The organism is Pseudomonas sp. B21-041 (assembly GCF_024748675.1).
Taxonomy (GTDB): Bacteria; Pseudomonadota; Gammaproteobacteria; order Pseudomonadales; family Pseudomonadaceae; genus Aquipseudomonas; species Aquipseudomonas neuropathica.
This window is the reverse complement of the sequence record NZ_CP087175.1, coordinates 1,877,437-1,902,086: the sequence shown is the minus strand read 5'-3', so window position 1 is coordinate 1,902,086 and position 24,650 is coordinate 1,877,437. Positions and strand designations below refer to the sequence as shown.

Sequence of the window (24,650 nt, the reverse complement as noted above, 5' to 3'; positions counted from 1 at the left end):
GAGCAGTCGTTCAGGATTCGACGTTACTCGTCATGCCCGCTTCTAGCAAATGCTCATGCCCAACTGCATCAAGGCCAGGCCGCCCTGCTGCCAGCCCCACCACACCAGCGCCAGCACAGCGGCGCCGAGTGCAGTGATGGCCAATCGTCGCCAGAATCGGCTCATGCGGCGCTCGCTGCGGCTTGCAGGCGTGCGACCGGACGCTCGCGCACCGGCCAGTTCAGCGCGGCTGCCAGCAGGCTCAGCAGAACCGCCACTTGCCAGATCAAGTCATAACTCCCGGTTCGGTCATACACCACCCCGCCTAGCCAGCCGCCAAGGAACGATCCCAACTGATGGAAGAGGAACACGATACCACCGAGCATGGACAGGTTTCGCACCCCGAACAAGGTCGCCACCGTACCGTTGGTCAACGGCACCGTCGACAGCCACAGGAAACCCATGGCCATGCCAAACAGGTACGCCGACGTGGTCGTCACCGGCAGCCACAGGAACAACACGATCACCACTGCGCGCAGCAGATACAACGCGGTGAGCAAGCGCGGCTTGGACATGCGTCCGCCGAGCCAGCCGGCGGTGTAGGTGCCGAAGATATTGAACAGCCCGATCAACGCCAGCACCGTGGTGCCGACACTGGCCGGCAGATGCTGATCGACCAGATAGGCCGGCAAGTGCACACCGATGAACACCACCTGAAAACCGCAAACGAAAAAACCAAACGCCAGCAGCCAGAACCCGGAATGCGAGCAGGCTTCGCGCAACGCTTCGGACAGGGTTTGTTCATGGCCAAGCACCGGCAGCGGCTTGTCCTTGAGCATGCTCACCAGCGGCACGATCAGCGCCACCAGCAAGCCCAATACCAACAACGCCGCCGACCAGCCGAGCCAGCCAATCAAGCCGAGGGTACCCGGCAACATAGCGAACTGGCCGAAAGAGCCGGCGGCGCTGGCAATGCCCATGCCCATGCTGCGTTTTTCCGGCGGCACCGCGCGGCCGACGACGCCGAGGATCACCGAAAACGAGGTGCCGGACAGACCAATGCCGATCAGCAGGCCAGCGCTCAGTGATAGCGTCACCGCCGAATCAGACAGGCCCATGCACACCAGACCCACCGCGTAGAGCACCCCACCGACGAGCACCACTTTTGCCGCGCCGAAGCGGTCAGCCAATGCACCGGTAAACGGTTGCGCCAGGCCCCAGATCAAATTCTGCAAGGCAATGGCGAAGGCGAACACCTCTCTTCCCCAGCCGAACTGAGCGCTCATCGGTGACAGAAACAACCCGAAGCCGTGCCGCACGCCCAATGACAACGCCAGGATCAGCGCACTCCCCAGCAACACCCAACCGCACGTACGCCACATCGATGTCATTGTTATTCTCCGCTTGCGGGTATATACCCGCTTGAGTTTGGAAAAAACCGGCCTCAGGCCAGTTCATCCAGCAATCTGAGCAAGGTTTCACGCTTCTCGGCGCCCAGTCGGTCGATCAACCGCTGCTGCGCTGCTTCCCAGGCCGGCAGTGCCGCTGCCAGGCGTTGCACGCCGGTCTCGGTGAGTTTGACGATGCGGTTGCGCATGTCCTCGCCTTCGGCCAGCGCCACCAGCCCCTCGCCTTCCAATACCCGCAGATTGCGCCCGAGGGTGCTGCGGTCCAGACCCATCGCTTCGGCGAGTTCGGAAATGCTCGGTTGATCCAGACGCTGCAGATTGCACAGCAAAGAATACTGGGCAACGTTGATCCCGAAGCCGTCGAGAGCGCCGTCGTAATGCCTGCTGACGCCACGAGCGGCGCGACGCAGGTTGGTGCACAAACACTGAGAAGGAAGCATGATGCGTGTATATACCCGCGACTATGTTAAATCAAGTTACAGATGAGTTTACCCATAACATTTGTGGCGCCTGACACACCGCTATCGCGAGCAGGCTCACTCCTACATTTGCAATGCGATCCCCCTGTGGGAGCGAGCCTGCTCGCGAAGAGGCCAGCACAGACAATCCAAAACTGTCAGATCAAAACCAATCCAACCAACACCACCATCTCCAGCAATTCCAGCAACGCCCCCGCCGTATCGCCCGTCGCCCCGCCCAACCGCCGCATCATTACCTGCCGCAACCAGACAAACACACCGACAGCGATCATCAGCGCAACGACGGCACTGAATCCGGCAATCAGCACGCAGACTAATGCACTCAAGCCCAGCACCCACCATCCGGCCTTGCGCGGCAGATGATCAGCCAACGCCTGCCCCAACCCGCCCGCACGCACATACGGCGTCGTCAGAAACAACCCCAACAGCGCCGCCCGCCCGAGCAGCGGCACAATGATCAACGCCAGCCCATGCCCTTGCTCGATCAACGCCAGCAGTGCAGCAAACTTGAGCAGCAACACCAACACCAGCGTCACTACCGCAATCGGCCCGCTGCGCGGGTCCTTCATGATTGTCAGCGTACGCTCGCGATCACCAAAGCCGCCGAGCCAGGCATCGGCGCTGTCAGCCAGACCATCCAGATGAAGTGCGCCGCTGAGCACCACCCAAACCGTCAACAGCAATGCCGCATGCAGCAACAACGGCGCGCCGCTCAAGGCGAGATTCAGCGCCCACAGGATCACGCCGAACAGCAATCCCACCAGCGGATAAAACAGCAACGACCGCCCAAGTTGCTCCGGCTCGGGCATCCCCGGCAGGCGAATCGGCAGGCTGCTGAGAAATTGCAGGGCGATCCACAGCGGCAACATGTCAGTGACCTTCCTTGAGTGAACCGTCAACCTCGACCGTCAGCGCAAACATTGCGCCATGCCCGACCTCGACATTGAGCAGTTGTTCGCGTGGCAGCCCTCGCGCTTGCGCCAACAGCAGACGCATCACGCCGCCATGACTGATCAGCAAAATCCGCTCACCGGCGTACGCAGTGTGCAGGCGCGCAACCGCTGCCAACACTCGCGAGGAAAACGCGCTGACCGGCTCACCTTGCGGTGGAGTAAAGGAATACGGATCAGCCCAGAACAGCCCCAAGGCCTCGGCGTCCGTTTCCATCAACGCCGCTGCGCTCTGCCCTTCCCATGCACCGAAATGCAGCTCCTGCAGATCCTGGTCCAGCTGCACCGGAAGACTCAGCTGTTCGCCCAGTTCGGCGGCGAAGCGCGCACAACGCTGCAATGGCGAACTGACAATCCGCTGCCACGGCCCGCCTTCGACTACCGCCGCACGCATCTGCGCCCAACCCCGTTCGGTCAGCGCATCGTCGAGGCTGCCGCGCAAACCACCGCCGAGTTCAGTTTCACCATGACGCATCAGATCCAGCTGCAGCGTCATGCCGGACGATCCGCCACCGCCGCTTCGGCGAAGGTCGCCATCTGCCCGTGCAGATCGCAGGCAAGACGCAACAACGGCACCGCCAACGCGGCGCCACTGCCCTCACCCAGACGCAGACCGAGTTCCAGCAACGGCTCAGCTTTCAGCGTTTCCAGCACATGGCGATGGCCCGGCTCGGCGCCCCGGTGACCGAACAACAACCACTCGCGGCAGTCCGGATTCAAGCGCACCGCAACCAGCGCAGCGACCGTGCAGATAAAGCCGTCGACCAATACTGCAACACCTTCTTGAGCCGCCGCCAGATACGCGCCGACCAGCGCCGCGATTTCAAAACCACCAAGATTGAACAGGGTCTGCAAGGCATCGCCCCGTTGCGCGGCGTGCAACGCCAATGCGCGCTCGATCACTTGCGCTTTATGGCTGACGCCTTCGGCATTCAACCCGGTGCCGGGACCCGTCAGATGTGCCACCGGGCAATCGAGCAAAGCACAGGCCAAGGCGCTGGCGGCGGTGGTGTTGCCGATGCCCATTTCGCCACCGATGAACAACTGTGTGCGTGCGGCTTTCGCCCGCAACAGACTGTCGCGACCGGCCTGCAATGCCAGCTCGCCTTGAGCCTGAGTCATCGCCGCGCCCCGCACGAAGTTGGCCGTGCCCGGGCCGATATTCAAGTGGCGCACACCCGCCAGGTTCAGCGCTGGATTCACCGTGCCCAGATCAACCACTTCCAGCTGCGCACCGAGCTGCCGCGCCAACACACTGATCGCCGCACCGCCGCTGACAAAGTTGAGCAGCATCTGCCCGGTGACTTCCTGCGGGAACGCCGAAACACCTTCAGCGACCACGCCGTGATCACCGGCAAAAATCGCAATCCAGACCTGCGCCAGCGTCGGTTTGACCTGGCCTTGCAGACCGGCTAGTTGCACCGCAACCGATTCCAGACATCCCAGCGAACCTGCCGGTTTGGTCAATTGCTGTTGCCGCGCCGTCGCTTGTTCAACAACGTTCAGATCGACCGGTTTACACGGATTCAGCCACCAGGTTTGAGTCATAACGCAGGTCCTTTCAGAGTCAGGGGCAGGCCGGCGACAGTCAGGACAACACGCTGACAGCGCTCAGCCAGAGCTTGATGCAGCCAACCGGCTTCATCGACGTAGCGGCGAGTCAATTCGCCCAGCGGCACGACACCCATTCCGGTCTCGTTGCTGACAAAAATGATTTCCCCCGGCAGCAAGGCCAGGCAGTCGAGCAGGGCTTCGCGCTCGGCGGCGAGACGTTCGGCGTCATTGAGCATCAGCAAGTTGGTCAGCCACAGGGTCAGGCAATCGACCAGCAGGCAACGCTCGGCGCTGGCGGATTCGCGCAGGACGCGGGCCAATTCGAGCGGCTCTTCGATCAGCGCCCATTCGACGGGACGGCGCGCGCGGTGGTGGGCGACGCGGTCGCTCATCTCACCATCGAGGGGTTGGCTGGTGGCGATATAGGTCACCGCCAGGCCGCTATCGCTGACGAGTTTTTCGGCCAGACGACTTTTACCGGAGCGGGCGCCGCCGAGGATCAGTTGGAGCATGGGGGATATCCTGAAAATTATGGGTTGAGCCGACTGGCGCTATCGCGAGCAGGCGAAGACCTACAAGGGATCTCGAGCAACCATGAATTTTGTGTAAAACACATAACCCTGTAGGCCTTCGCCTGCTCGCGATGAGGCCATTGAATTCACCTCAAATCCCACAGAGCTGACGCAACAAGCCGGTATCCAGATGCTTCTCCACCAGATCCGCCAAGCGCTCGATATCACGCTCGCGCAAGCCGTGATAATCCACCTGCTGCACATCGTTCAACCCGGACCAGCGCAGCAACGCTGCACTCGCCGTCGGCGATTCAAACAAGCCATGTAGATACGTGCCGAACACCTGCCCGTCAGCGCTCTGCGCACCGTCGCAACGGCCGTCATCAAGATGCACCGCTGCGTTCTCCAGCGCCGCTCCCGTGGTCACGCCCGCATGAATTTCATAGCCACTGACTTCGGCATTTTCCAGCGCCAGCCGCCCACGCACATTGCGCAATTGCTTCTCGGCTTCAAGCGTGGTGTCGAACGCCAGCAAGCCCAAACCAGCACTCGTACCCGGCGCACCTTCAAGGCCGAGCGGATCATGCACCTGCTCACCGAGCATCTGCAGACCACCGCAAATCCCCAGCACCTTGCCGCCGTAACGCAAATGTCGATTGATCGCGGTATCCCAGCCATTGGCACGTAAATAAGCCAGATCACTGCGCACACTTTTCGAACCCGGCAGGATGATCAGATCGGCAGCAGGAATCGCCTGCCCCGGGCCGACGAATTGCAGATCGACCTGCGGATGCAGACGCAGCGGATCGAAATCGGTGTGGTTGCTGATGCGCGGCAGCACCGGCACCACCACTTTCAGCACCTGCTCAGCCTTGTCGGTCTGGCGCTGATCGATGCCGTCCTCGGCCTCCAGATGCAGATCCATCACGTAGGGCAACACGCCGACCACCGGTTTGCCGGTGCGCTGTTCCAGCCAGTCAAGGCCCGGTTGCAGCAAAGCGATGTCGCCGCGAAAACGGTTGATGATGAAACCTTTGACCCGTGCCTGTTCGCTCGGCGACAGCAGCTCAAGGGTGCCAACCAGATGAGCAAAAACCCCGCCGCGATTGATGTCGGCGATTAGCAACACCGGGCAATCCACCGCTTCGGCAAAACCCATGTTGGCGATATCACCGGCACGCAGATTGATCTCCGCCGGTGAGCCCGCGCCTTCGACCATCACCAGCGGATACGCGGCACTGAGTCGTTCATGCGAGGCCAGCACGGCTTGCATCGCGATGGCTTTGTAGTCGTGGTAGGCAACCGCGTTCATCGTGGTGATGGCACGACCATGGATGATCACTTGCGCGCCAGTGTCGCTGTTCGGCTTGAGCAGCACCGGGTTCATGTCGGTGTGCGGTTCGAGATGAGCGGCTTGCGCCTGCACCGCTTGCGCGCGACCAATCTCACCACCATCAGCGGTCACGGCACTGTTGAGCGCCATGTTCTGCGGCTTGAACGGTACGACCGCAACGCCCTGACGAGTTGCCCAGCGGCACAACGCCGTCACCAGTGTGCTTTTGCCGGCGTCGGAAGTGGTGCCTTGCACCATCAGGGTGGTCATGGGTGGTCCTTGGTGAAGGCTATCAAAGCCTGTTCGAGGCGCGTCTCTTCAGTCGCATCGGCGGGCAGACCAAAACGCAGACTGCTGTTGTGGGTGAAAATGCGCAGGAGGATGCCGCGACGGGCCATGAATGCGTGCAGCGTTTCGGCATGCTCGGTGATCAGCCACTGGAACAGCGCGCAACCGCCCTGGGGCTTGAAGCCGTAGCGCTCAAGCAGCGTTGCCAATCGTTCGCTGGCCTCATCGCTGCGAATGCGTTGGCGGGTGTGACCTTCGGTGTCTTGCAGGCACGCCTGGCCAAGCACTCGGGTTGGCCCGCTCACCGCCCAAGGCCCGACCTGTTCGGCGAGCAGTTTGAGCAACTTGCGCTCGGCCAGGACAAAGCCCAGACGCACCCCGGCCAGACCGAAAAACTTGCCGAACGAACGCAACACGATCAGCCCGACTTGATACGCATGCGGGGCCAGGCTCAACTGCGGTGTGTTGTCCATGAAGGCTTCATCGACCACCAGCCAGCCACCGCGCCGGGCGAGCCGCGCGTGCCAGTCGAGCAATCGTGCCGGGGTCAGGCTCAAGCCGGTCGGGTTGTTCGGGTTGACCACCACCAGCACGTCGAGGCTGTCGAGAAAGAATTCGACTTCCTGCTCCAGCACTTCGCGCACGATGTAACCACTGCGCCGCCACGCTTCGGCGTGTTCGGCATAACACGGCGACAACACGCCGACCTTGCCGGCCCGGCGCAAACGCGGCAGCAACTGGATGGCCATCTGCGAACCGGCCACCGGCAGCACTTGCGCGGCACCGTAGTAATCGCACGCAGCTTGCTCCAGACCGTCATCGGTTTCCGGCAAGCGCGCCCAGGCGCGTAGCGGGACTTCCGGGATCGGAAATGGCCACGGCGCGAGGCCGCTGGACAGGTCAAGCCAGTCCGCCTCGGCAATGCCGTAATCGTGTGCAGCCTTGCGCAGCCGGCCACCGTGCTCAAGCATAGAATTCAGCCCCCACGCAGAGAATCAGCAGCCATAACCATACCCCGCGCTGGACCAATTGCCAGCCACGGTCGATGGAATCGGCATCCGCTGGAGCGCCTTCGCCGAGTTGCGGACGGTCGTGAAGTTCGCCGTGATAGATCGCCGCGCCGCCCAGCTCCACGCCCAAGGCACCGGCCCCGGCAGCCATCACCGGACCGGCGTTGGGGCTGTCCCACTTCGGCGCCTGTGTGCGCCAGCACTTCAACGCGAGTCGAGTTTTACCCAGCAGCGCGTAGGTCAACGCCACCAGACGCGCAGGAATGTAGTTCAACACGTCGTCGATTTTTGCCGCTGCCCAACCGAAACGCTCAAAGCGTTCGTTGCGATAGCCCCACATCGCATCGAGCGTGTTGCTCAAGCGGTAGAGGACCACGCCCGGCGCACCCGCCACGACAAACCAGAACAGCGCGGCAAACACCGCATCGCTGCCGTTTTCCAACACCGACTCAGTGGCGGCACGGGCGACGGCGGTGCTGTCGAGTTCATCGGTCTGACGGCTGACCAGATAGCCGACACGCTTGCGCGCCTCGTCCAGATCATCCGCGCGCAACGCGGCGGCGACCGGCGCGACATGCTCGCCGAGGCTGCGCATGCCGAGGGCGCAATACAGCGCGAGAATCTCGACGACCCAGCCCACGTATGGCGCCCAGGAAAACGCCGTGGCGAGCAAGGTCAGCGGCAGCACCGCGATCACCCACGCAGTGACCCCATGGCTGCGCCAACCCCGGCCACCGGCGTTGAAACGTTGCTCGATGCGCCCGGCAAAATTGCCGAACGCCACCAGCGGATGCCAGCGTTTCGGTTCACCGAGCAGCGCATCCAGCGCCACCGCGGCGACACTCAACAACGCCACACTCATTGACTCACTCCCCAATAATTTTCGTACAGCAGCTCATTGAGCGGACGCGCCTGCGCCCACCCTTCGAGTACCAGCATCGGCGCCGGATAGAATTCCTTGACCGGCCCCAGACATAAAACCGCCAGCGGCTTGGCACCTTCGGGCAACTTCAGCAAATCGGCGAGCGCCTGCGGCTCGAATAATGAGACCCAGCCCATGCCGAGGCCTTCGGCGCGCGAGGCCAGCCATAGATTCTGGATCGCGCAGGACAGCGAGGCCATGTCCATTTCCGGCAATGTACGGCGACCGAAAATGTGCTTTTCGCGATCATCCATCAACGCGGCGACCAGCACTTCGGCGCAATCATTGATGCCTTCGACCTTGAGCTTCATGAACTCGTCACTGCGCTCGCCGAGGGCTTCGGCTGTGCGGATGCGTTCTTCTTCCACTAGATTCTGGATCTGCCCGCGCAGGCTGCGGTCGCTGATGCGGATGAAGCGCCAGGGCTGCATCAGGCCGACGCTTGGGGCCTGGTGGGCGGCTTCCAGTAGTCGGCGCAACAGCTCCGGCTCGACGCTGCCGCCGGTGAAGTGGCGCATGTCGCGGCGTTCGGCGATGGCTCTATAAACCGCTTCGCGCTCGGCTTCGGAGAATGTGTTGTCGGTCATGGCCTGCTCGCGAAGGCGCCTTCGGAATCAGGCGCAAACAGTGCAGCGACAGCCGCAGGATTCGACGGAAAATAAAAGTGCACATAAGAAGCCGTCATCCGCCCCTCACGATAAACCGCCTCGGCGCCACGCCCCCCATTCGGGCTCAAGCCACGCGCAATCGGCGTCAACTCAGTCGTCGTCAACGAATGATGATAAGTGTGCCCGCGCAACGAACCTTCCGGCAGATCCACCGCTTGCAACGCCAACGCCGCCAGACGCTTCTGCATGACCGCATCGCCCTTAAGCAGCCCGACCAGTTCAGCGCGGGTACCTTCAACGTCAGTCAACGAATCGAGCAGATACAGCATCCCGCCACACTCGGCGAGCAACGGCTTACCCGCCGCATGATGCGCGCGAATCGCCTCACACATCGCGGTGTTCTGCGACAACGCAACGTGGTGCAGTTCCGGATACCCACCGGGCAAATATAGGCTGTCCGCTTCAGGCAATTGCGTGTCGCGGATCGGCGAGAAGAAACTCAACTCGGCGCCCATCGCCCGCAATAGATCGAGACTCGCGCCGTAGGTAAAAGCAAACGCTTCATCACGGGCGACGGCAATTCGCACATTCTTCAGCAACGGCTCGACAGCGATCACGTCCGGTGCAGCAAACTCCACGGCCGGTGGCAGCGCTACCTCGCAACTGCTGGCCAATGCGTCGGCGGCGGCGTCGAGACGCACATCCAGATCATTCAATTCACTGGCCTGGACCAGGCCGAGATGACGACTTGGCAACTCGATGCCCGTCTCACGGGACAATGCGCCATACCAACGCAGGCCTTCGGTGAGGCTGCCTTCGAGCAATTGCGCATGGCGCAAGGTGCCGACACGGTTGGCCAGCACGCCAGCAAACGGCAAGTCCGGCTGATACCTGGCCAAACCGAGCGCCAACGCACCAAAAGTCTGTGCCATGGCCGTGCCGTCGATCACACCGAGCACCGGCACGCCGAAGTGCCGCGACAGATCGGCGCTGGAAGGCGTGCCGTCGAACAGGCCCATCACGCCTTCGATCAGAATCAGATCCGCCTCGGCAGCGGCTTCCCACAACAGGCGACGACTTTCCTGCTCGCCGACCATCCACATGTCCAGTTGATACACCGGCGCACCGCTGGCGCGCTCGAGAATCATCGGATCAAGGAAGTCCGGGCCGCATTTGAACACGCGCACTTTGCGCCCCTGATTGCGATGCAAACGGGCGAGCGCGGCGGTGACGGTGGTCTTGCCCTGACCGGAGGCCGGCGCGGCGATGAGCACCGCCGGGCAGTGACGTGGTTGATTCAAAGTTCGACGCCTTTCTGCGCTTTGATGCCGGCCTGGAAAGCGTGTTTGAGCATGCCCATTTCGGTGACCGTGTCGCCCATCTCGATCATTTCCGGCTTGGCCGCGCGACCGGTGACGATCACATGCTGCATCGGCGGACGCGCCTGCAAATCGCTGAGCACCTGATCAAGATCGAGGTAGCCGTGCTTGAGGGCGATGTTCAATTCGTCGAGCACCACCAGGCCGATCGACGGATCACGCAGCAATTCACGGGACACGGCCCACGCGGCTTCGGCGGCGGCGATGTCGCGCTGACGATCCTGGGTTTCCCAAGTGAAGCCCTCGCCCATCACGTGAAAGCGCACTTGCTCGGGGAAGCGCCGGAAGAACAATTCTTCGCCGGTGCTGTTGCGGCCCTTGATGAACTGCACCACACCGCACTGCATGCCGTGGCCCATGGCGCGGGCGAGCATGCCGAACGCCGAGCTGCTTTTGCCTTTGCCATTGCCGGTGAGCACCAGCACCAGGCCGCACTCGTCGGGCGAGTTGGCAATGCGTTCGTCGATCACGGCTTTTTTGCGCTGCATACGCGCCAGATGGCGTTCGTCGCGCTCGGGGGAATCAGTCATGGGGGAGCTCTCCGTTGAGGCTGGATAACGGCGGGCAGGCACAAGAATAGACGGCAAAAAGCCTGGCATCGCCCACCGTGATGCCGCTGGATGGATCAGGCCGGTCTCCGGGCTCATGAGCGGCGCATGCCTGACTGCGCGCCTTCCCGCTTCTTTCGAGGCAGTGGCTCAAGGCGCAGTTTTCACTCATTTACCGTTGCGGGGGCAGCGCCGGGATCGTGGTGGTTCTTCGTGCGAAGACAACCCTCACCGGCTTCCCTGTTTCACTCTGTCGACGCAGGTCACAGAGCACCTGAAACAAGCCGCGAAGGTTAGAGGGTTGGGGGTGGAGCGTCAATTAAAGAGGCGGCCATCGGGCGAATAACTGCCGCCGATCACTTATCTGCCGCCAATCTTGTGCCACACTGATACAAATGATATCAAAGAGCCATGCTTTTCTCGAAAAGCCCACTACAACAATAAAGGATGATGACGATGCAAGGCATGATCATCAGCAACCCGCGCCTGGAATTCCTGCGCCCGGTGCTTGAACGCTGGTTTGACTGTATCGACCGCTACAACGCCGTGCGCGGCGACAGCGACACCCCTTACTGGCATGACGAGAAAGCCAATCTCGGAGTGCTCTCGGCCGCAGCCTGGATGGCTGAGCTGGTCACTTTGAACGACACTGCCACGCGCAAGCAGAACGAAGAAGGCGAGCGCAATGCCCGCGCCGATCTGTTTCTCGCCGGTGCCGAAGACCGCGCCTTTATCCAGGCCACTCAGCGCTGGCCAAAGGTTACCAACCTGAATCTGACTCAAGCCCTGCTGGACATCACCAACGACGCCAAACGCATCAGCTATGCCAGCGACCTCAAGCTCGGCTGCCTGTTTGTCGCGCCGCAGAAAGCCCAGCACAGCGCCAGCCCCGAAGAACTGCAAGACATGGTCGACGACCTGCAAAAGGAACACACCTGCGCGGTCGCCTGGTATTTCCCCTACGCCTACCGCAAATTGCGCAGCGAAGCCGGCAACTATCACCCGGGCATCGCCGTGCTGTTCAAGGAAGCCCGCGGCTGAGCAGTTGAACCATCGGGCTTGCGCCCTCCTCTATGATTAGGAATGCATTCATAGGGAAGATCAGCAATGCGCAAGCCCCAGCTCGTTTTTGTCATCGCCTTCGCCGGAGGGCTCGCCGCCTGTGGTGAATCCTCCAGCCTGCAAGTCTCCGACGGCACCGGCCCATCACCGAAATTACCCGAACCGAACAAGACCCTGATCCCGACGGTTAACATTGCCCCGGCGATCGGCTGGCCCGACGGCGGCAAACCGACTGCGGCGGCTGGCACTCAGGTCGCGTCATTCGCCGAAGGCCTCGATCATCCGCGCTGGCTCTATGTGTTGCCCAACGGCGATGTGCTGGTGGCGGAAACCAACGCTCCACCCAAGCCTGATGACAGCAGCGGCATTCGTGGCTGGGTGATGAAGAAGGTCATGGGCAAGGCCGGCGCTGGCGTGCCGAGTCCGAACCGCATCACCTTGCTGCGTGACGCCGATCATGATGGCGTTGCCGAGACCCGCACGGTGTTTCTGCAGAACCTCAACTCGCCGTTCGGCATGACGCTGGTTGGCAACGATCTTTACGTCGCTGATACCGATCGCTTGCTGCGCTTTAACTACGAACCCGGCGCGACCGAGATCAAGTCGCAGCCAATCAAGGTTGTCGATCTGCCCGGCGGCACGCTGAATCACCACTGGACCAAAAACGTTATTGCCAGCAAGGACGGCAGCAAGCTCTATGTCACGGTCGGCTCGAACAGCAACGTCGGCGAAAATGGCCTGGATAAGGAAGAGGGCCGCGCGGCGATCTGGGAAGTCGATCGTGCAACCGGCAATCACCGGATCTTCGCCTCGGGCATCCGCAACCCCAACGGCCTGGCCTGGGAACCGACCAGTGGCGCGCTGTGGACGGCAGTGAATGAGCGCGATGAAATCGGCAGTGACCTGGTGCCGGACTACATCACTTCCGTGAAGGACGGTGGTTTCTACGGCTGGCCGTTCAGTTACTACGGCCAGCATATCGATGTCCGCGTTACGCCGCAGAATCCGGACCTGGTGGCTAAAGCCATTGCCCCGGATTATGCAGTCGGGCCGCACACCGCCTCGCTGGGCCTGAGCTTTGCCGAGGGCAACACGCTGCCGGCGCAGTTCAAGGAAGGCGCGTTTATCGGCCAGCACGGCTCATGGAACCGCAAACCGCACAGTGGCTACAAAGTGATTTTCGTGCCGTTTACCGGCGGCAAGCCGAGCGGCAAACCGGTGGATGTGCTGACCGGTTTCCTCGACAAGGACGAGAATGCTTTGGGTCGGCCGGTAGGCGTGGTGATCGATCAGCAAGGGGGTTTGCTGGTGGCGGATGATGTTGGCAATAAGGTGTGGCGAGTGTCGGCCACGAAGTGATGCTGAATGTGACCTGAAACAACTGTGGGAGCGAGCCTGCTCGCGAATGCGGAGTGTCAGTCTCCATTGAGTTGACTGATACACCGCTTTCGCGAGCAGGCTCGCTCCCACATTAGGATTGCTGCGATTTTTACTACGGGTTATGCGCCAGATGCTCCGGCTGCAACACCCGCTTGGCACTCAGATAAGCTTTCTGCCAGTACGCCTTCGACAGGCTGTCCAGCTTCACCGTGCCGCCCGTGGCCGGCGCATGCACGAAGCGCCCTTCGCCGACGTAAATCCCTGCATGACTGACCTGCGAGCCGCCATTGGTGGCGAAGAAGATCAGGTCGCCAGTCTGCAAGCCTTCCTTGCCGACATTCGGCGCCTGCATAACGATCAGCTCACGCGTCGAACGCGGCAAAGAGATGCCCGCCGCATCACGGTAGACAAAACCGATCAGCCCGCTGCAATCAAACCCCGAATCCGGCGTGTTGCCGCCCCAGCGATACGGCGTGCCCACCAGGCCGAGCGCGCGAAACAGCACGTCTTCAGCAGCCGGTGAAAAAGCTTGGGATGGGCCGAACACGACCGGTGCGCGAACCACCGGCGCAGGCGGCGGTGTACGACTGGCGCAGGCGCTGAGCAGCGCTGCGAAGAAGATCAATGTGAGGCGGGCCGTCATCGTCATAAGCAGAACATCCTGATCTGGCTGCGGCTTTTTCTGCCGATGGACAGAAAACAAAACCGCCTGCGTGAGCACGCAGGCGGTTTGCCATCAATATAGATACAGGATTCTAGCGGCTACGCGGCAAACTTCAAGTAAGACTTTAACTTCACCTTGTAAAGTCTACGTCTACTCCATTGCAGGGAGCCTGATTGTCGCCGCGAGCGCAGCGACATCGGGGGAATTACTTGCGAGCAGTGACGACGGTTGGAGCGTTGGCCAGAGCGCGTTTCGCTTCGATGAAAGTCTTGCTCCAGTAGCTGTCACCCAGGCTGTCGATGCGAACACCGCCGCTGCGACGACTGCTGGAGTGGATGAACTGGTTGTCACCCAGGTAGATCCCGGCGTGACTGACACGACCGCGACGACCGTTGGTGGCGAAGAACAGCAGATCGCCCGGCTCAAGGTTGCTGCGCGAGACCAGCGGCGCATCAACGTTGATCATTTCGCGGGTCGAGCGCGGCAGGTTCATGCCAGCTTCTTCGCGGAACAGATAGCCGATGAAACCGCTGCAATCGAAACCGGCTTCAGAGGTACCGCCGAAACGGTAACGGGTACCGATCAGGGACATGCCGCGTTCGAGGATGCTGTCGGCCAGAACAGGAAGCTGATAAGGCTTCTTGCCATTGAATTCGTTGAGTTCTTTTTCGGTGTCCAGCTCTTCCTGGTAAATAACGGAAGACTGAGCCGTGGCAGAATTTTTAACCTGTTGAGGCTGCTCTTGAACTGGAGAATGAGCAGCGCAACCGTACAACAGGGTGACGAGTGCGAGAGGCACGAGGGGTGCGAAGCGCTTTAGCATGGGCACGACCGTGGCTGATAGTTGTAAAGAAGCCGAGACTATGCCCGCTATCAGCCTCATTTGCAAATTCAATCGATCTTTTTGTGACTTCTCGGTTTCTCGTTTACATCTAAGCGCTTAAGCCCATTTGAACCGATACGCGGCCTGCGCACCTCGCAGGAAAGCGGATTTTCTGGCGCCTGAAATATGCCGAAACACGCTACAAGCCACAGAACCAAAGGGATGGCTACCAGCCAAGGGTTTCTTTCAGGAAGGGAATGGTCAGCTTGCGCTGCGCCTGCAAGGAGGCCTGATCGAGCTGTTCAAGCAAGTCAAACAGCGCACTCATGCTGCGAGTGCCGCGAGTCAAAATAAAATGCCCGACTTCGTCAGTCAGGTGCAGACCGCGACGCGACGCGCGCAATTGCAAGGCGCGCAATTTGTCTTCATCGGAGAGCGGACGCATCTGGAAAATCAGCGCCAGGGTCAGGCGGGATTTCAAGTCAGCCAGTTTGACCGGCAATTCACGCGGAGAGGTGGAGGCGGCAATCAGCAAGCGCCGACCGCTGTCACGTAGACGATTGAACAGATGAAACATCGCCTCTTCCCAGTCAGCCTTGCCGGCAATCACTTGCAAGTCGTCCAGGCAAACCAGCTCGTACTGTTCAAGGTTGTCGAGGATTTCAACGCCGCGGTCCATCAACTCGGCCAACGGCAAATACACAGCCGGCTCACCCATCTGCTCGAAGCGCAAGCATGCGGCCTGCAACAGATGCGTCCGCCCTACGCCGTGTTTGCCCCACAGGTAGATCAGGCTTTCTGTCCAGCCGGCGTCGGCTTCGCATAGACGCTCGACATAGCCGAGTGCAGCGGCATTGGCGCCTGGGTAGTAGTTGATGAAGGTGGCGTCGTCACGCAGACGCACACCTAGGGGCAGCTGAATCGGTTTCATGCTGACTGAACAGTTCTCAAGGAACCGTTAGTGGCCTCTGTGTAAAGTTTGCGAAGTTTATACCCGTGAAGCTGAGCGCACAATGCGACAGAGTTCAAGCAAAATCAAAGGTTTGCGTTAACACGCTGGTTTTATGACAGATTCTTTGGCGCCAGCGCCTGCAGGACACGGGCCAACCCGGCTAATCGCCGGGCCGCCCTGCACCGTTACAACTCCGGCTCGTCCACACCGCTATAGATCTCGGAATCCTTGTACAAGTCGTGCACATGGCGCACCAGCACCATGATCACCGCCGCCACCGGCAAGGCCAACAGCACACCGGTGAAACCGAACAGCTCGCCGCCAGCCAGAATCGCGAAGATTACCGCCACCGGGTGCAGACCAATACGATCACCCACCAGCAACGGGGTCAACACCATACCCTCAAGCGCCTGACCAACCATGAACACCGCGACGATCCCGACCATCGGGTACAGATCACCACCGAACTGGAACAACCCGGCAATCAGCGCTGCGCCAATGCCGATCACGAAGCCCATGTACGGCACGATCGCCGCCAGCCCCGCGATCAGTCCGATCAACAGCCCCAGCTCCAGACCGACAATCATCAAGCCTGCCGCATAAATCACACCCAGCGCCAGCATCACCAGCAACTGACCACGAACGAACGCGCCCAGCACTTCATGACATTCGCCAGCCAAGGCGACTACACGCTCTTCACGATCACGCGGCAGCAGGCTGCGGATCTTGGCCATCATCACGTCCCAGTCGCGCAGCAGGTAGAAACTCACCACCGGGATCAGCACCAGATTGGCCAGCCAGCCGATCAGCGCAAGACTGGAGGCCGTTGCCTGACTCAGCACCACGCCGACAATGTCGGTGGTCTGACCCATGTGCTCGCTGATCGCGGCCTTGACCTTATCGAACTTCCAGAACCCGTCCGACAACCCCAGCTTCGACTGCGCCCACGGCACAGCTGTGTGCTGCAACCAGTCGAGCATCTGCGGTGCCAGTTCGTACAGACGCAGCAACTGCTTGGCGAGCATCGGCACCAGCACCAGCATCAGTGCGGTGACGATCAGCGTGAACAACGCAAACACCGCGATTACGCCCCAGGTTCGCGACAGCCCGAGTTTTTCCAGACGATCCACCAACGGATCGAACAGATAAGCCAGCAGCAGCGCCACCAGAAACGGCGTGAGGATCGGGTGCAGCAACCACACAAACGCGCAAAGCAGGACTACCCCACCGAGCCAGAACCAACGCCGCGTATCGGCCATGTACCACTCCTGTTGCTTCTATATAAGGAAAGACTTACCAGCGAAACCGCAACGACGGTGCTGCCGGGGTCGGGGCTGGCACCGCGACAGGTGTTGCGCCACCAGCCACTGGTTGTGGCGCCGCTACCGGAGCCGGCGCCTCGGCCGGCAACTCCTGCAACTTCGCCAGCGACAGCTGCGCACGCATCTGATCGGCACTGCCATTGACCCGATAAACGATACGATCGCCATCAACACTTTGCAGACGCACGCCAAACGGTTCGAGTAACCGCAGCAGCGCCGCGTAATGTTCAAGATTCATGCGTTGGACTTCCAGGGTCTGCTGACCCGAAGCACCGGGCTTGGCAACAAATCGTGGCGCCAGACGCTCAGCCACCGCCAGCATCACCGCATCAGCGACAGCGGCCTGATCGGCGCCCTGCACACTGCCCGCCTCTTTCTGGTCGCCCAGCCACAAGTGCCACTTGGCCTGCCATTGCCCGCCCTCTTCACGGGCATGCACCGCCAGCAAGGCGTCAGCGTTGTAGCGCTCCGAAGCACCGCGCAGTGGCGCCGGATCCGTGCCCTCAAGCGCTGGCGCAGTGGCAACCAACTGCTCACTCAAATCAGCCAGCGGCAAACGCAACGGCAAGCCGCGGTGTTGCGCAGCCGTACGCAACGGCGCCGCAGCGGCCTGACCGTCACCGACCAGACTCGAACCTTCAGTCGAATCATTCAGCCACCAGCTCAGAATCGACGGCCGACTGGCGCCCCACAACGACAGGCCGGCCCGACGCAGCGCCTGCTCGGTGGTCGCCGGATCAAAATCGACCTTCAGCACCTCCGGCGGCCCGGCATCGAAACCGAACTGACTGATAATTTGCTGCGGATCCTTGCGAATCGCCGCCAGCCCCGGGTTTTGCGCAGCTTTCGGATCGCCCGTCAAACGCAGCACCAACGTGTCGAGCGCCGCCTGCGTGGCGCGATCACGTTCTTCCGGAGCCTGGCCATTGACCGGCTCACGCACTTGATAAAGGCCTTTGAGATTTTCGGCGTGACTCGCCAGGCTGAGCAGAGACAAACAACCCACAAACAACAATTTACAAAAACGCATGGAAAATTCCCGTCGACAGGAGCGGCTGGAACAGGCCGCGTGAACCGGTTAAGCAAGGCTGTGACAATCTGCCATCGCAAAACATTCACACGGTAGCGGTAAGTTTTTGCACAGTGATAACGATAGACGGTTAATCGCCACACCTTATACAGGCGTTCATACGGCTCAATTGCAAAAAATTTCCGCTGATATGGCCCTGCCCGTCGGTGCGAGGATGGCCGCTGCCCCTCAAGCCTGATAAAATCGCGCGCCTTCGCAGACCGGCAACAGCCGGGCACCTCGAAACTCGCGTGAGGCCATCGCCACCCTCGATTTCGACGTTCCCGCTGAACTCGGTCGTTACCCCTGAATCCCCTCCCCTAAAGGCCTGGATCATGAGCAAGCAACCCTCCCTGAGCTACAAGGACGCCGGTGTAGACATCGACGCCGGTGAAGCATTGGTCGAACGCATCAAGAGCGTCGCCAAGCGCACTGCGCGCCCGGAAGTCATGGGCGGCCTGGGCGGTTTCGGCGCCCTCTGCGAAATCCCGGCCGGCTACAAGCAGCCAGTTCTGGTTTCCGGTACCGACGGCGTCGGCACCAAGCTGCGTCTGGCGCTGAACCTGAACAAGCACGACAGCATCGGTATCGACCTGGTTGCCATGTGCGTGAACGACCTCGTCGTTTGCGGCGCTGAGCCACTGTTCTTCCTCGACTACTACGCCACCGGCAAACTGAATGTCGACACCGCTGCCCAGGTGGTAACCGGCATCGGCGCTGGCTGCGAACTGTCGGGCTGCTCGCTGGTAGGCGGTGAAACCGCTGAAATGCCAGGCATGTACGAAGGCGAAGACTACGACCTGGCCGGCTTCTGCGTCGGCGTCGTGGAAAAATCGGAAATCATCGACGGCTCGAAAGTCGCCACTGGTGATGCGCTGATCGCTCTGCCATCGTCCGGCCCGCACTCCAACGGCTACTCGCTGATCCGCAAGATCATCGAAGTCTCCGGTGCCGACATCGAAAACATCCAGCTCGACGGCAAACCGCTGACCGACCTGCTGATGGCCCCGACCCGTATCTACGTGAAGCCGCTGCTCAAGCTGATCAAAGACACCGGCGCGGTCAAAGCCATGGCCCACATCACCGGTGGCGGCCTGCTCGACAACATCCCGCGCGTTCTGCCAAAAGGCGCTCAGGCTGTGGTTGACGTGGCTAGCTGGACTCGCCCTGCCGTATTCGACTGGCTGCAGGAAAAAGGCAACGTTGACGAGACCGAAATGCACCGCGTGCTGAACTGCGGCGTTGGCATGGTCATCTGCGTGGCTCAGGAACACGTAGAAGTTGCGCTGAACACCCTGCGTGACGCCGGCGAACAGCCTTGGGTCATCGGTCAGATCGCTGCCGCTGCCGAAGGCGCTGCCCAGGTTGATCTGCAGAACCTTAAGGCTCATTAATGTCCGCAACCTGTGATGTCGTGGTGCTGTTGTCCGGCACCGGCAGTAACTTGCAGGCTCTGATCGACAGCACGCGGACCGGCGACAGCCCGGTCCGCATCGCTGCAGTGATTTCCAATCGCGCCGACGCCTACGGCCTGCAACGCGCCAGTGCTGCGGGTATCGCCACCCGCTCGCTGGATCACAAGGCATTCGAAGGTCGCGAGGCCTTCGATGCTGCCCTGATCGAACTGATCGACGAATTCAAACCGAAACTTGTGGTGCTGGCGGGCTTCATGCGCATTCTCAGCGCTGATTTCGTTCGCCACTATCAGGGTCGCCTGCTCAACATCCACCCGTCGCTTCTGCCCAAATACAAAGGGTTACACACTCATCAGCGTGCGCTGGAGGCCGGTGACACTGAGCACGGCTGCTCCGTGCACTTCGTCACCGAGGAACTCGATGGCGGACCACTGGTCGTACAGGCAGTATTACCGGTAGAGTTGCACGACACGCCGCAGAGTCTGGCGCAGCGAGTCCACGTTCAGGAACACCTGATCTACCCGATGGCAGTACGCTGGTTTGCCGAAGGCAGACTGGCACTCGGTGAACACGGTGCTTTGCTGGACGGCCAGTTACTCGCGGCCAGCGGCCACTTGATTCGAAACTAGGAGATATTATGCGTCGCGCCCTGCTCTTCGCTTGCGCTCTGCTCGCCCTGCCCTTCGCGCAGGCAGCGGACCTTCAACCGTTCTCCGCCAGCTACACCGCCGACTGGAAGCAGTTGCCCATGAGCGGCACCGCCGAGCGCAGTCTGGTCAAGGAAGCCAACGGCGTCTGGAAGCTCAGCTTCAAGGCCTCGATGATGATCGCCAGCCTGACTGAAGAAAGCACCCTGACCCTGGACAAGGACACCCTGCTACCGCAGTCCTACCATTTTGAACGTGGCGGTCTGGGCAAAGCGAAAAAGGCTGATCTGGATTTTGACTGGAACAGCAAAATGGTCACCGGTACCGACCGTGGCGACGCGGTGAAGATTCCGCTGAATCGCGGCATGGTCGACAAGTCCACTTACCAGTTGGCACTGCAACATGACGTTGCTGCCGGCAAGAAGACCATGAGCTATCAAGTGGTCGATGACGGTGAAGTCGATACCTATGACTTCCGCGTGCTGGGTTCGGAAAAAGTCGAGACCAAGGCTGGCAAGATTGATGCGATCAAGGTCGAGCGCGTGCGCGACCCGACACAAAGCAAGCGCATCACCGTCCTCTGGTTCGCCAAGGATTGGGATTACCTGCTGGTTCGCCTGCAACAGGTTGAAACCGACGGCAAGGAGTACAACATCATGCTCCAAGACGGCACCGTCAACGGCAAAGCCGTTAAAGGCAGCTGATCCGCCGCAAGAACAAAGAGCCCCGCGAAATGCGGGGCTTTTTTTTGCCTGCGTTTAACTCGACTTTTTGTGTCACCTTCGCCCCTCACCCCAGCCCTCTCCCGAGGGAGAGGGAGCCGACCGAGATGTCTGGCGCTGGGCATCGACCTGAAAAACAGAGTCGATTATGGATTCACCCAAGCAGTTTCAGGTCGACGTATGTGCAGCGCATCGCACGGTCAGTCCCCTCTCCCCTTGGGAGAGGGTTAGGGTGAGGGGCTTTTGAAGGCAAACCTCAAACCGAGAACTTGGCGACCATGCTGTTCAAATCCACCGCCAACCGCGACAGTTCCTGACTCGCCGCGCTCGTTTGATTGGCCCCGGCCGATGTCTGCATCGCCAGATCACGAATATTCATCAGATTACGATCCACTTCCCGCGCCACCGCCGCCTGCTCTTCCGAGGCACTGGCGATCACCAGATTGCGCTCGTTGATCAGCGTGAACGCCGAGGCAATCTCTTCAAGTGCAGCCCCGGCCGCCTTGGCTAACTCCAGCGTCGAGCGCGCCCGCACATTGCTCTGCTGCATCGAACTCACCGCCGAATCGGTGCCCTGCTGAATGCCGCCAATCATCTGCTCAATCTCTTGCGTCGATTGCTGGGTGCGATGCGCCAAGGCCCGCACCTCGTCCGCCACCACAGCAAACCCACGCCCGGCATCGCCGGCCCGCGCCGCTTCGATCGCAGCGTTCAGCGCCAGCAAATTGGTCTGCTCGGCAATCGAACGAATCACGTCCAGCACTTTGCTGATGCTATAGACCTTCTGCGCCAGATCTTCTACTTGGCTGGCATTGGCCGTCACATCATCGGCAAGCGATTCAATAGACAACACCGTTTGATGCACCTGTTCACGACCATGCTGGGCAATACGATCGGATTCCCGCGACGCTTCTGACGTTGCCACGGCATTGCTGGCAACCTCCTCCACTGCAGCAGTCATCTGATTGACCGCCGTGGCCGCCTGTTCGATTTCCAGGCTCTGCTGGTGTAACCCGCGCGTAGCGTCTTCCGTGACGCAACTCAGCTCCTCTGACGCTGAGGCCAATTGGCTGGAGGACTCCGAGATTTGCCGAATCGTCTCGCGCAAGTTGTGCTGCATGCTCTTGAGCGCCTGCAACAGCCGCGCCGGCTCGTCCTTGCCGCTGATGTTGATGTCGCCGGTCAGATCGCCACCCGCCACCACCTCGGCCACGCCCAACGACTGCGCCAGCGGCAACACGATGCTGCGGGTCAGCAACAGGGCCAGGCCGATGGTGATCAGCGCGGTCACGCCAATCATCACCCCGACCCACACCCGCGAATTCATGAACACCAGCCGCGCAGCTTCGGTGGCGAGATTGGCATTGTGTTTATTCAGCTCAACCAGTTCGCGCAAAAGCACTGCGATTTCGTCGGCCAAGGGACTCATCTGACCATTGAGAATGGTCGCGGCCTCCTCGACCCGATTCTGCGCAGACAACTGCATGACTTGTGCCTGAAACTCCAGATACTGGTGTTCGGCAACCTTGAAGCGATCGAACAGCTTGCGCTCCTCGGGCAACACGATCAGCACGTCATAACGCTGCTGCGCCTCACTAAGCACACCGCGCAATTCATTGAGTTTGGCAACGTTCTGTTCGAGCGCCTGCGGATCACGATTGAGTAACAGACGCATGGTCAACGCTCGCAGGCGCAGCATGTCCTGACTCATCTCGCCGACCGCCATCACGCTCGGCAGCCAATTGTTATCGACCTCGTCGGACTGCGCGCGCATGTTTGACATTTGCAGCAAAGCGAACGCCCCGAGGGCAAATACCATCAGCGCCAACAGGCCAAAACCGAGGCCGGCGCGCGGGGCAATATTGAGACTACGGATACTCATTGCTCTGGTTCCTTCCAAAAGCGCTGCATCAACCCTGCAGCTGGTTGCTTTAGAAGGTATCGGCCCGGCGAAAATTTGCGTAAGACGAAAAGGCGATATCAAAAGGCCTTGATCCTTCGAACCGTTGGCATTAACGATTCAGCGTACTTTTGCCGGACTTGAGCACCGTTCGCGGCAAGATTGCCAGGAAGTTATCCCGAGCGACTTTTTGCGCAACGTCTTCCGGCAGCGCATCAAGGAACGGTTTGAAACTGCGCATTTCTTCACCGAGCTTATTGAAACGCCCGACCACGTCAGAGCCGAGCATGAAGCGTTCCGGGTATTTCTCGACCAGCGCCAGCCACTCCGCGCGCGGCGTGCCCTGTTCGTCCAGCAGGTACGGCGTGAGCATGCTCCAGGACAAGTCGATAAACAGGTTGGGATACGCCTCAAGCATGCGCGTCAGCGTGGGCAGCAAGAACTTCAGTTGTGTCTGATGCCGATGAATTTCGGCACTGGTGCCGGCGTGCGCCCAGATAAATCGTGTATGCGGGTGATTACGAAGCGGCTCTTCGATTTCCTTCAGGTACAGCGGATTTTTCTCACGCTTGGAGGTGATGTTGGAATGCAGCATCACCGGCAGATCGTTCTCGGCGGCCAGATGATAGATCTTGGTCATCGCTTCATTGTTGGCCCGCGGCGTGTCGCCGGAGGTCAGCGCCGTGAGATCGTCATGCCGGGTAAACACTTCGCCGATGCCCTGCCAAAGCCCTGGGTAAAGGTCGAGCATGCGCTGGATATGTGCGGCGGAGTTCTTGTCGTTGGGGTTGAAGCCGGCCAGGAAGGGATGAAAGTACGGGCGCTGCTCGGCGCTGAGTTTTTGCACGGCATCAGCAACGATCACATCGGTTGCGCTGTACCAGTAGGCGTCAGCGTCGTCACCCGCGTAATAACGCGGACGCTTGGGTTCGTCTTCGTGCCATTTCTTCGCCACCGGAATGCCGGAAATCATCACATGCTCGATGGAATTGTCCTGCATGGCTGTCAGCAGTTTCGCCATGCCTGCGCTTTCCTGGAAAAAATCCACGTAATGCAGGTGCGCATCGCTGTAGGTGTAATCGCGGGCGCTCGCGCTGCCGGCAACCAGAAGAAGACAGGCAAGACTCAGACGATACAGGGACACAAGTAATCTCCGGGAAGTAGGCATAGCCTAGACCGCACCCTGACGACAAGGGTTCATCCCGCAGGAAAGTGGAACGCGTACCGGTGGGAATGCTCTATAACTGCAAGGTCTTTTTTGATCGAACGACTTTTCCTACTGCCTGTGAGGTTCCCATGACTGTTACCGTCAATACCGTCTCCGCTGAAGGTTTTCGTCACACCGTACAGATTGATGATCACGAACTGTTTGCCGACGTGCCGAAAACCGCCGGCGGCGAAGGCTCGGCACCTGAGCCGCACGACTATTTCGATGCGGCCCTCGGCGCCTGCAAAGCGTTGACTCTGAAGATGTACGCGAAGAAAAAAGACATCCCGCTGACCGGTGTCGGAGTCGAGGTCAAACGCGACAACAGTGAAGAGCAGAAAGGCAAATACGCCCTGCACGTAACCCTCACCCTCAAAGGCGTACTCACCGACGCCCAGCGTGAAGAACTGCTGCGCGTCGCCGATCGCTGCCCGATTCACAAACTGATGACCACCAGCGACGTGACGATCGAAACCCACGCTCCGCAAGGCTTCGATAGCCAGTAATCCTCCTCAT

Annotated in this window: 26 protein-coding genes and 1 riboswitch; of the genes, 6 read left to right on the top strand and 20 right to left on the bottom strand. The window is 60.4% G+C overall.

All coding sequences use genetic code 11. The features are described 5' to 3' along the window. Nucleotides 1-42 precede the first annotated feature (42 nt). The 13 genes from LOY43_RS08485 to cobO form a co-directional block, all read right to left on the bottom strand. A complete protein-coding gene (locus LOY43_RS08485) occupies nt 43-165 on the bottom strand; it encodes a hypothetical protein (protein WP_256573964.1) in 123 nt (40 codons plus the stop codon). Then, on the bottom strand, nt 162-1,370 hold the full coding sequence (locus LOY43_RS08480) for an MFS transporter (protein WP_093440060.1): 1,209 nt from the start codon (nt 1,368-1,370) through the stop codon (nt 162-164). The genes LOY43_RS08485 and LOY43_RS08480 overlap by 4 nt, the downstream gene beginning before the upstream one ends. A gap of 53 nt (nt 1,371-1,423) precedes the next feature. Next, nucleotides 1,424-1,828 carry a MarR family winged helix-turn-helix transcriptional regulator gene (locus LOY43_RS08475; protein WP_007919794.1) on the bottom strand — a complete coding sequence of 135 codons (405 nt, stop codon included), beginning with the start codon at nt 1,826-1,828 and terminating at the stop codon, nt 1,424-1,426. A 176-nt stretch (nt 1,829-2,004) separates the two neighbouring features. Further along, on the bottom strand, nt 2,005-2,736 hold the full coding sequence (locus tag LOY43_RS08470) for an adenosylcobinamide-GDP ribazoletransferase (RefSeq protein ID WP_095051086.1): 732 nt from the start codon (nt 2,734-2,736) through the stop codon (nt 2,005-2,007). A 1-nt stretch (nt 2,737) separates the two neighbouring features. After that, on the bottom strand, nt 2,738-3,313 hold the full coding sequence (gene cobC, locus LOY43_RS08465) for an alpha-ribazole phosphatase family protein (RefSeq protein ID WP_095051085.1): 576 nt from the start codon (nt 3,311-3,313) through the stop codon (nt 2,738-2,740). Further along, entirely contained in the window at nt 3,310-4,365 is a 1,056-nt protein-coding gene (gene cobT / locus LOY43_RS08460; RefSeq protein ID WP_258709460.1) for a nicotinate-nucleotide--dimethylbenzimidazole phosphoribosyltransferase, read from the bottom strand. Before cobT ends, cobC begins: the two co-directional genes overlap by 4 nt. Continuing rightward, entirely contained in the window at nt 4,362-4,883 is a 522-nt protein-coding gene (cobU, locus tag LOY43_RS08455) for a bifunctional adenosylcobinamide kinase/adenosylcobinamide-phosphate guanylyltransferase (protein ID WP_258709459.1), read from the bottom strand. Before cobU ends, cobT begins: the two co-directional genes overlap by 4 nt. Before the next feature lie 151 nt (nt 4,884-5,034). Continuing rightward, the gene (locus LOY43_RS08450) at nt 5,035-6,486 is read right to left on the bottom strand and encodes a cobyric acid synthase (protein WP_258709458.1); all 1,452 of its coding nucleotides are present in this window, start codon (nt 6,484-6,486) and stop codon (nt 5,035-5,037) included. Continuing rightward, a complete protein-coding gene (gene cobD, locus LOY43_RS08445; protein ID WP_258709457.1) occupies nt 6,483-7,475 on the bottom strand; it encodes a threonine-phosphate decarboxylase CobD in 993 nt (330 codons plus the stop codon). The genes LOY43_RS08450 and cobD overlap by 4 nt, the downstream gene beginning before the upstream one ends. Continuing rightward, entirely contained in the window at nt 7,468-8,376 is a 909-nt protein-coding gene (cbiB, locus tag LOY43_RS08440; RefSeq protein ID WP_258709456.1) for an adenosylcobinamide-phosphate synthase CbiB, read from the bottom strand. Before cbiB ends, cobD begins: the two co-directional genes overlap by 8 nt. Next, on the bottom strand, nt 8,373-9,023 hold the full coding sequence (gene bluB, locus LOY43_RS08435) for a 5,6-dimethylbenzimidazole synthase (protein WP_093440025.1): 651 nt from the start codon (nt 9,021-9,023) through the stop codon (nt 8,373-8,375). Before bluB ends, cbiB begins: the two co-directional genes overlap by 4 nt. Next, complete coding sequence (locus LOY43_RS08430) at nt 9,020-10,345, bottom strand: cobyrinate a,c-diamide synthase (RefSeq protein WP_258709455.1); 1,326 nt, start codon at nt 10,343-10,345, stop codon at nt 9,020-9,022. Before LOY43_RS08430 ends, bluB begins: the two co-directional genes overlap by 4 nt. Then, a complete protein-coding gene (cobO, locus tag LOY43_RS08425) occupies nt 10,342-10,953 on the bottom strand; it encodes a cob(I)yrinic acid a,c-diamide adenosyltransferase (protein WP_003223053.1) in 612 nt (203 codons plus the stop codon). Before cobO ends, LOY43_RS08430 begins: the two co-directional genes overlap by 4 nt. An 80-nt stretch (nt 10,954-11,033) precedes the next feature. Beyond that, nucleotides 11,034-11,264, bottom strand: a riboswitch (cobalamin riboswitch). 163 nt (nt 11,265-11,427) lie between these two features. On the opposite strand from cobO, the gene LOY43_RS08420 reads away from it, so the two are divergent. Together LOY43_RS08420 and LOY43_RS08415 are read left to right on the top strand one after the other, a co-directional pair. After that, nucleotides 11,428-12,012 carry a hypothetical protein gene (locus LOY43_RS08420; RefSeq protein WP_095051078.1) on the top strand — a complete coding sequence of 195 codons (585 nt, stop codon included), beginning with the start codon at nt 11,428-11,430 and terminating at the stop codon, nt 12,010-12,012. A gap of 66 nt (nt 12,013-12,078) precedes the next feature. Beyond that, nucleotides 12,079-13,392, top strand: coding sequence for a sorbosone dehydrogenase family protein (locus LOY43_RS08415; RefSeq protein WP_258709454.1), 1,314 nt, complete (start codon nt 12,079-12,081; stop codon nt 13,390-13,392). Nucleotides 13,393-13,525: 133 nt separating this feature from the next. Here the strand turns inward: LOY43_RS08415 and LOY43_RS08410 are convergent, their stop codons facing one another. The 5 genes from LOY43_RS08410 to LOY43_RS08390 all read right to left on the bottom strand — a co-directional run bounded on the left by LOY43_RS08410 (nt 13,526) and on the right by LOY43_RS08390 (nt 18,204). Further along, on the bottom strand, nt 13,526-14,062 hold the full coding sequence (locus tag LOY43_RS08410; protein ID WP_095050233.1) for a C40 family peptidase: 537 nt from the start codon (nt 14,060-14,062) through the stop codon (nt 13,526-13,528). Nucleotides 14,063-14,282: 220 nt separating this feature from the next. After that, nucleotides 14,283-14,900 carry a C40 family peptidase gene (locus tag LOY43_RS08405; protein WP_007919826.1) on the bottom strand — a complete coding sequence of 206 codons (618 nt, stop codon included), beginning with the start codon at nt 14,898-14,900 and terminating at the stop codon, nt 14,283-14,285. Between the two features lie 226 nt (nt 14,901-15,126). Beyond that, nucleotides 15,127-15,831 (bottom strand): DnaA regulatory inactivator Hda, encoded by a 705-nt coding sequence (gene hda, locus LOY43_RS08400; protein ID WP_007919828.1) that lies wholly within the window; start codon nt 15,829-15,831, stop codon nt 15,127-15,129. Between the two features lie 206 nt (nt 15,832-16,037). Beyond that, nucleotides 16,038-17,111 (bottom strand): AI-2E family transporter, encoded by a 1,074-nt coding sequence (locus LOY43_RS08395; protein WP_093440003.1) that lies wholly within the window; start codon nt 17,109-17,111, stop codon nt 16,038-16,040. 34 nt (nt 17,112-17,145) lie between these two features. After that, on the bottom strand, nt 17,146-18,204 hold the full coding sequence (locus LOY43_RS08390) for a DUF2066 domain-containing protein (RefSeq protein ID WP_258709453.1): 1,059 nt from the start codon (nt 18,202-18,204) through the stop codon (nt 17,146-17,148). Between the two features lie 374 nt (nt 18,205-18,578). Here LOY43_RS08390 and purM point away from each other — a divergent pair, with 374 nt between their 5' ends. From purM to LOY43_RS08375, 3 genes are read left to right on the top strand one after another with little or no spacing between them, the layout of a single operon-like run. Next, the gene (purM, locus tag LOY43_RS08385) at nt 18,579-19,637 is read left to right on the top strand and encodes a phosphoribosylformylglycinamidine cyclo-ligase (protein WP_007919839.1); all 1,059 of its coding nucleotides are present in this window, start codon (nt 18,579-18,581) and stop codon (nt 19,635-19,637) included. Beyond that, a complete protein-coding gene (gene purN / locus LOY43_RS08380; protein WP_258709452.1) occupies nt 19,637-20,287 on the top strand; it encodes a phosphoribosylglycinamide formyltransferase in 651 nt (216 codons plus the stop codon). The genes purM and purN overlap by 1 nt, the downstream gene beginning before the upstream one ends. Nucleotides 20,288-20,295: 8 nt before the next feature. After that, complete coding sequence (locus LOY43_RS08375) at nt 20,296-21,009, top strand: DUF3108 domain-containing protein (protein WP_095050229.1); 714 nt, start codon at nt 20,296-20,298, stop codon at nt 21,007-21,009. A gap of 274 nt (nt 21,010-21,283) precedes the next feature. Here the strand turns inward: LOY43_RS08375 and LOY43_RS08370 are convergent, their stop codons facing one another. Further along, on the bottom strand, nt 21,284-22,909 hold the full coding sequence (locus LOY43_RS08370; protein ID WP_095124973.1) for a methyl-accepting chemotaxis protein: 1,626 nt from the start codon (nt 22,907-22,909) through the stop codon (nt 21,284-21,286). Nucleotides 22,910-23,039: 130 nt separating this feature from the next. Continuing rightward, on the bottom strand, nt 23,040-24,095 hold the full coding sequence (locus tag LOY43_RS08365) for an amidohydrolase family protein (RefSeq protein ID WP_095124975.1): 1,056 nt from the start codon (nt 24,093-24,095) through the stop codon (nt 23,040-23,042). 128 nt (nt 24,096-24,223) lie between these two features. Between LOY43_RS08365 and LOY43_RS08360 the strand changes: the two genes are divergently transcribed. Beyond that, on the top strand, nt 24,224-24,640 hold the full coding sequence (locus LOY43_RS08360) for an OsmC family protein (RefSeq protein WP_095050226.1): 417 nt from the start codon (nt 24,224-24,226) through the stop codon (nt 24,638-24,640). The last annotated feature ends 10 nt before the right edge of the window (nt 24,641-24,650 follow it).

Bases quoted from the DNA above. Each gene is read 5' to 3' on its own strand.
- LOY43_RS08485 (WP_256573964.1), bottom strand. From the start codon at position 165: ATGAGCCGATTCTGGCGACGATTGGCCATCACTGCACTCGGCGCCGCT.
- LOY43_RS08480 (WP_093440060.1), bottom strand. From the start codon at position 1,370: ATGACATCGATGTGGCGTACGTGCGGTTGGGTGTTGCTGGGGAGTGCG.
- LOY43_RS08475 (WP_007919794.1), bottom strand. From the start codon at position 1,828: ATGCTTCCTTCTCAGTGTTTGTGCACCAACCTGCGTCGCGCCGCTCGT.
- LOY43_RS08470 (WP_095051086.1), bottom strand. From the start codon at position 2,736: ATGTTGCCGCTGTGGATCGCCCTGCAATTTCTCAGCAGCCTGCCGATT.
- cobC (WP_095051085.1), bottom strand. From the start codon at position 3,313: ATGACGCTGCAGCTGGATCTGATGCGTCATGGTGAAACTGAACTCGGC.
- cobT (WP_258709460.1), bottom strand. From the start codon at position 4,365: ATGACTCAAACCTGGTGGCTGAATCCGTGTAAACCGGTCGATCTGAAC.
- cobU (WP_258709459.1), bottom strand. From the start codon at position 4,883: ATGCTCCAACTGATCCTCGGCGGCGCCCGCTCCGGTAAAAGTCGTCTG.
- LOY43_RS08450 (WP_258709458.1), bottom strand. From the start codon at position 6,486: ATGACCACCCTGATGGTGCAAGGCACCACTTCCGACGCCGGCAAAAGC.
- cobD (WP_258709457.1), bottom strand. From the start codon at position 7,475: ATGCTTGAGCACGGTGGCCGGCTGCGCAAGGCTGCACACGATTACGGC.
- cbiB (WP_258709456.1), bottom strand. From the start codon at position 8,376: ATGAGTGTGGCGTTGTTGAGTGTCGCCGCGGTGGCGCTGGATGCGCTG.
- bluB (WP_093440025.1), bottom strand. From the start codon at position 9,023: ATGACCGACAACACATTCTCCGAAGCCGAGCGCGAAGCGGTTTATAGA.
- cobO (WP_003223053.1), bottom strand. From the start codon at position 10,953: ATGACTGATTCCCCCGAGCGCGACGAACGCCATCTGGCGCGTATGCAG.
- LOY43_RS08420 (WP_095051078.1), top strand. From the start codon at position 11,428: ATGCAAGGCATGATCATCAGCAACCCGCGCCTGGAATTCCTGCGCCCG.
- LOY43_RS08415 (WP_258709454.1), top strand. From the start codon at position 12,079: ATGCGCAAGCCCCAGCTCGTTTTTGTCATCGCCTTCGCCGGAGGGCTC.
- LOY43_RS08410 (WP_095050233.1), bottom strand. From the start codon at position 14,062: ATGACGATGACGGCCCGCCTCACATTGATCTTCTTCGCAGCGCTGCTC.
- LOY43_RS08405 (WP_007919826.1), bottom strand. From the start codon at position 14,900: ATGCTAAAGCGCTTCGCACCCCTCGTGCCTCTCGCACTCGTCACCCTG.
- hda (WP_007919828.1), bottom strand. From the start codon at position 15,831: ATGAAACCGATTCAGCTGCCCCTAGGTGTGCGTCTGCGTGACGACGCC.
- LOY43_RS08395 (WP_093440003.1), bottom strand. From the start codon at position 17,111: ATGGCCGATACGCGGCGTTGGTTCTGGCTCGGTGGGGTAGTCCTGCTT.
- LOY43_RS08390 (WP_258709453.1), bottom strand. From the start codon at position 18,204: ATGCGTTTTTGTAAATTGTTGTTTGTGGGTTGTTTGTCTCTGCTCAGC.
- purM (WP_007919839.1), top strand. From the start codon at position 18,579: ATGAGCAAGCAACCCTCCCTGAGCTACAAGGACGCCGGTGTAGACATC.
- purN (WP_258709452.1), top strand. From the start codon at position 19,637: ATGTCCGCAACCTGTGATGTCGTGGTGCTGTTGTCCGGCACCGGCAGT.
- LOY43_RS08375 (WP_095050229.1), top strand. From the start codon at position 20,296: ATGCGTCGCGCCCTGCTCTTCGCTTGCGCTCTGCTCGCCCTGCCCTTC.
- LOY43_RS08370 (WP_095124973.1), bottom strand. From the start codon at position 22,909: ATGAGTATCCGTAGTCTCAATATTGCCCCGCGCGCCGGCCTCGGTTTT.
- LOY43_RS08365 (WP_095124975.1), bottom strand. From the start codon at position 24,095: ATGCCTACTTCCCGGAGATTACTTGTGTCCCTGTATCGTCTGAGTCTT.
- LOY43_RS08360 (WP_095050226.1), top strand. From the start codon at position 24,224: ATGACTGTTACCGTCAATACCGTCTCCGCTGAAGGTTTTCGTCACACC.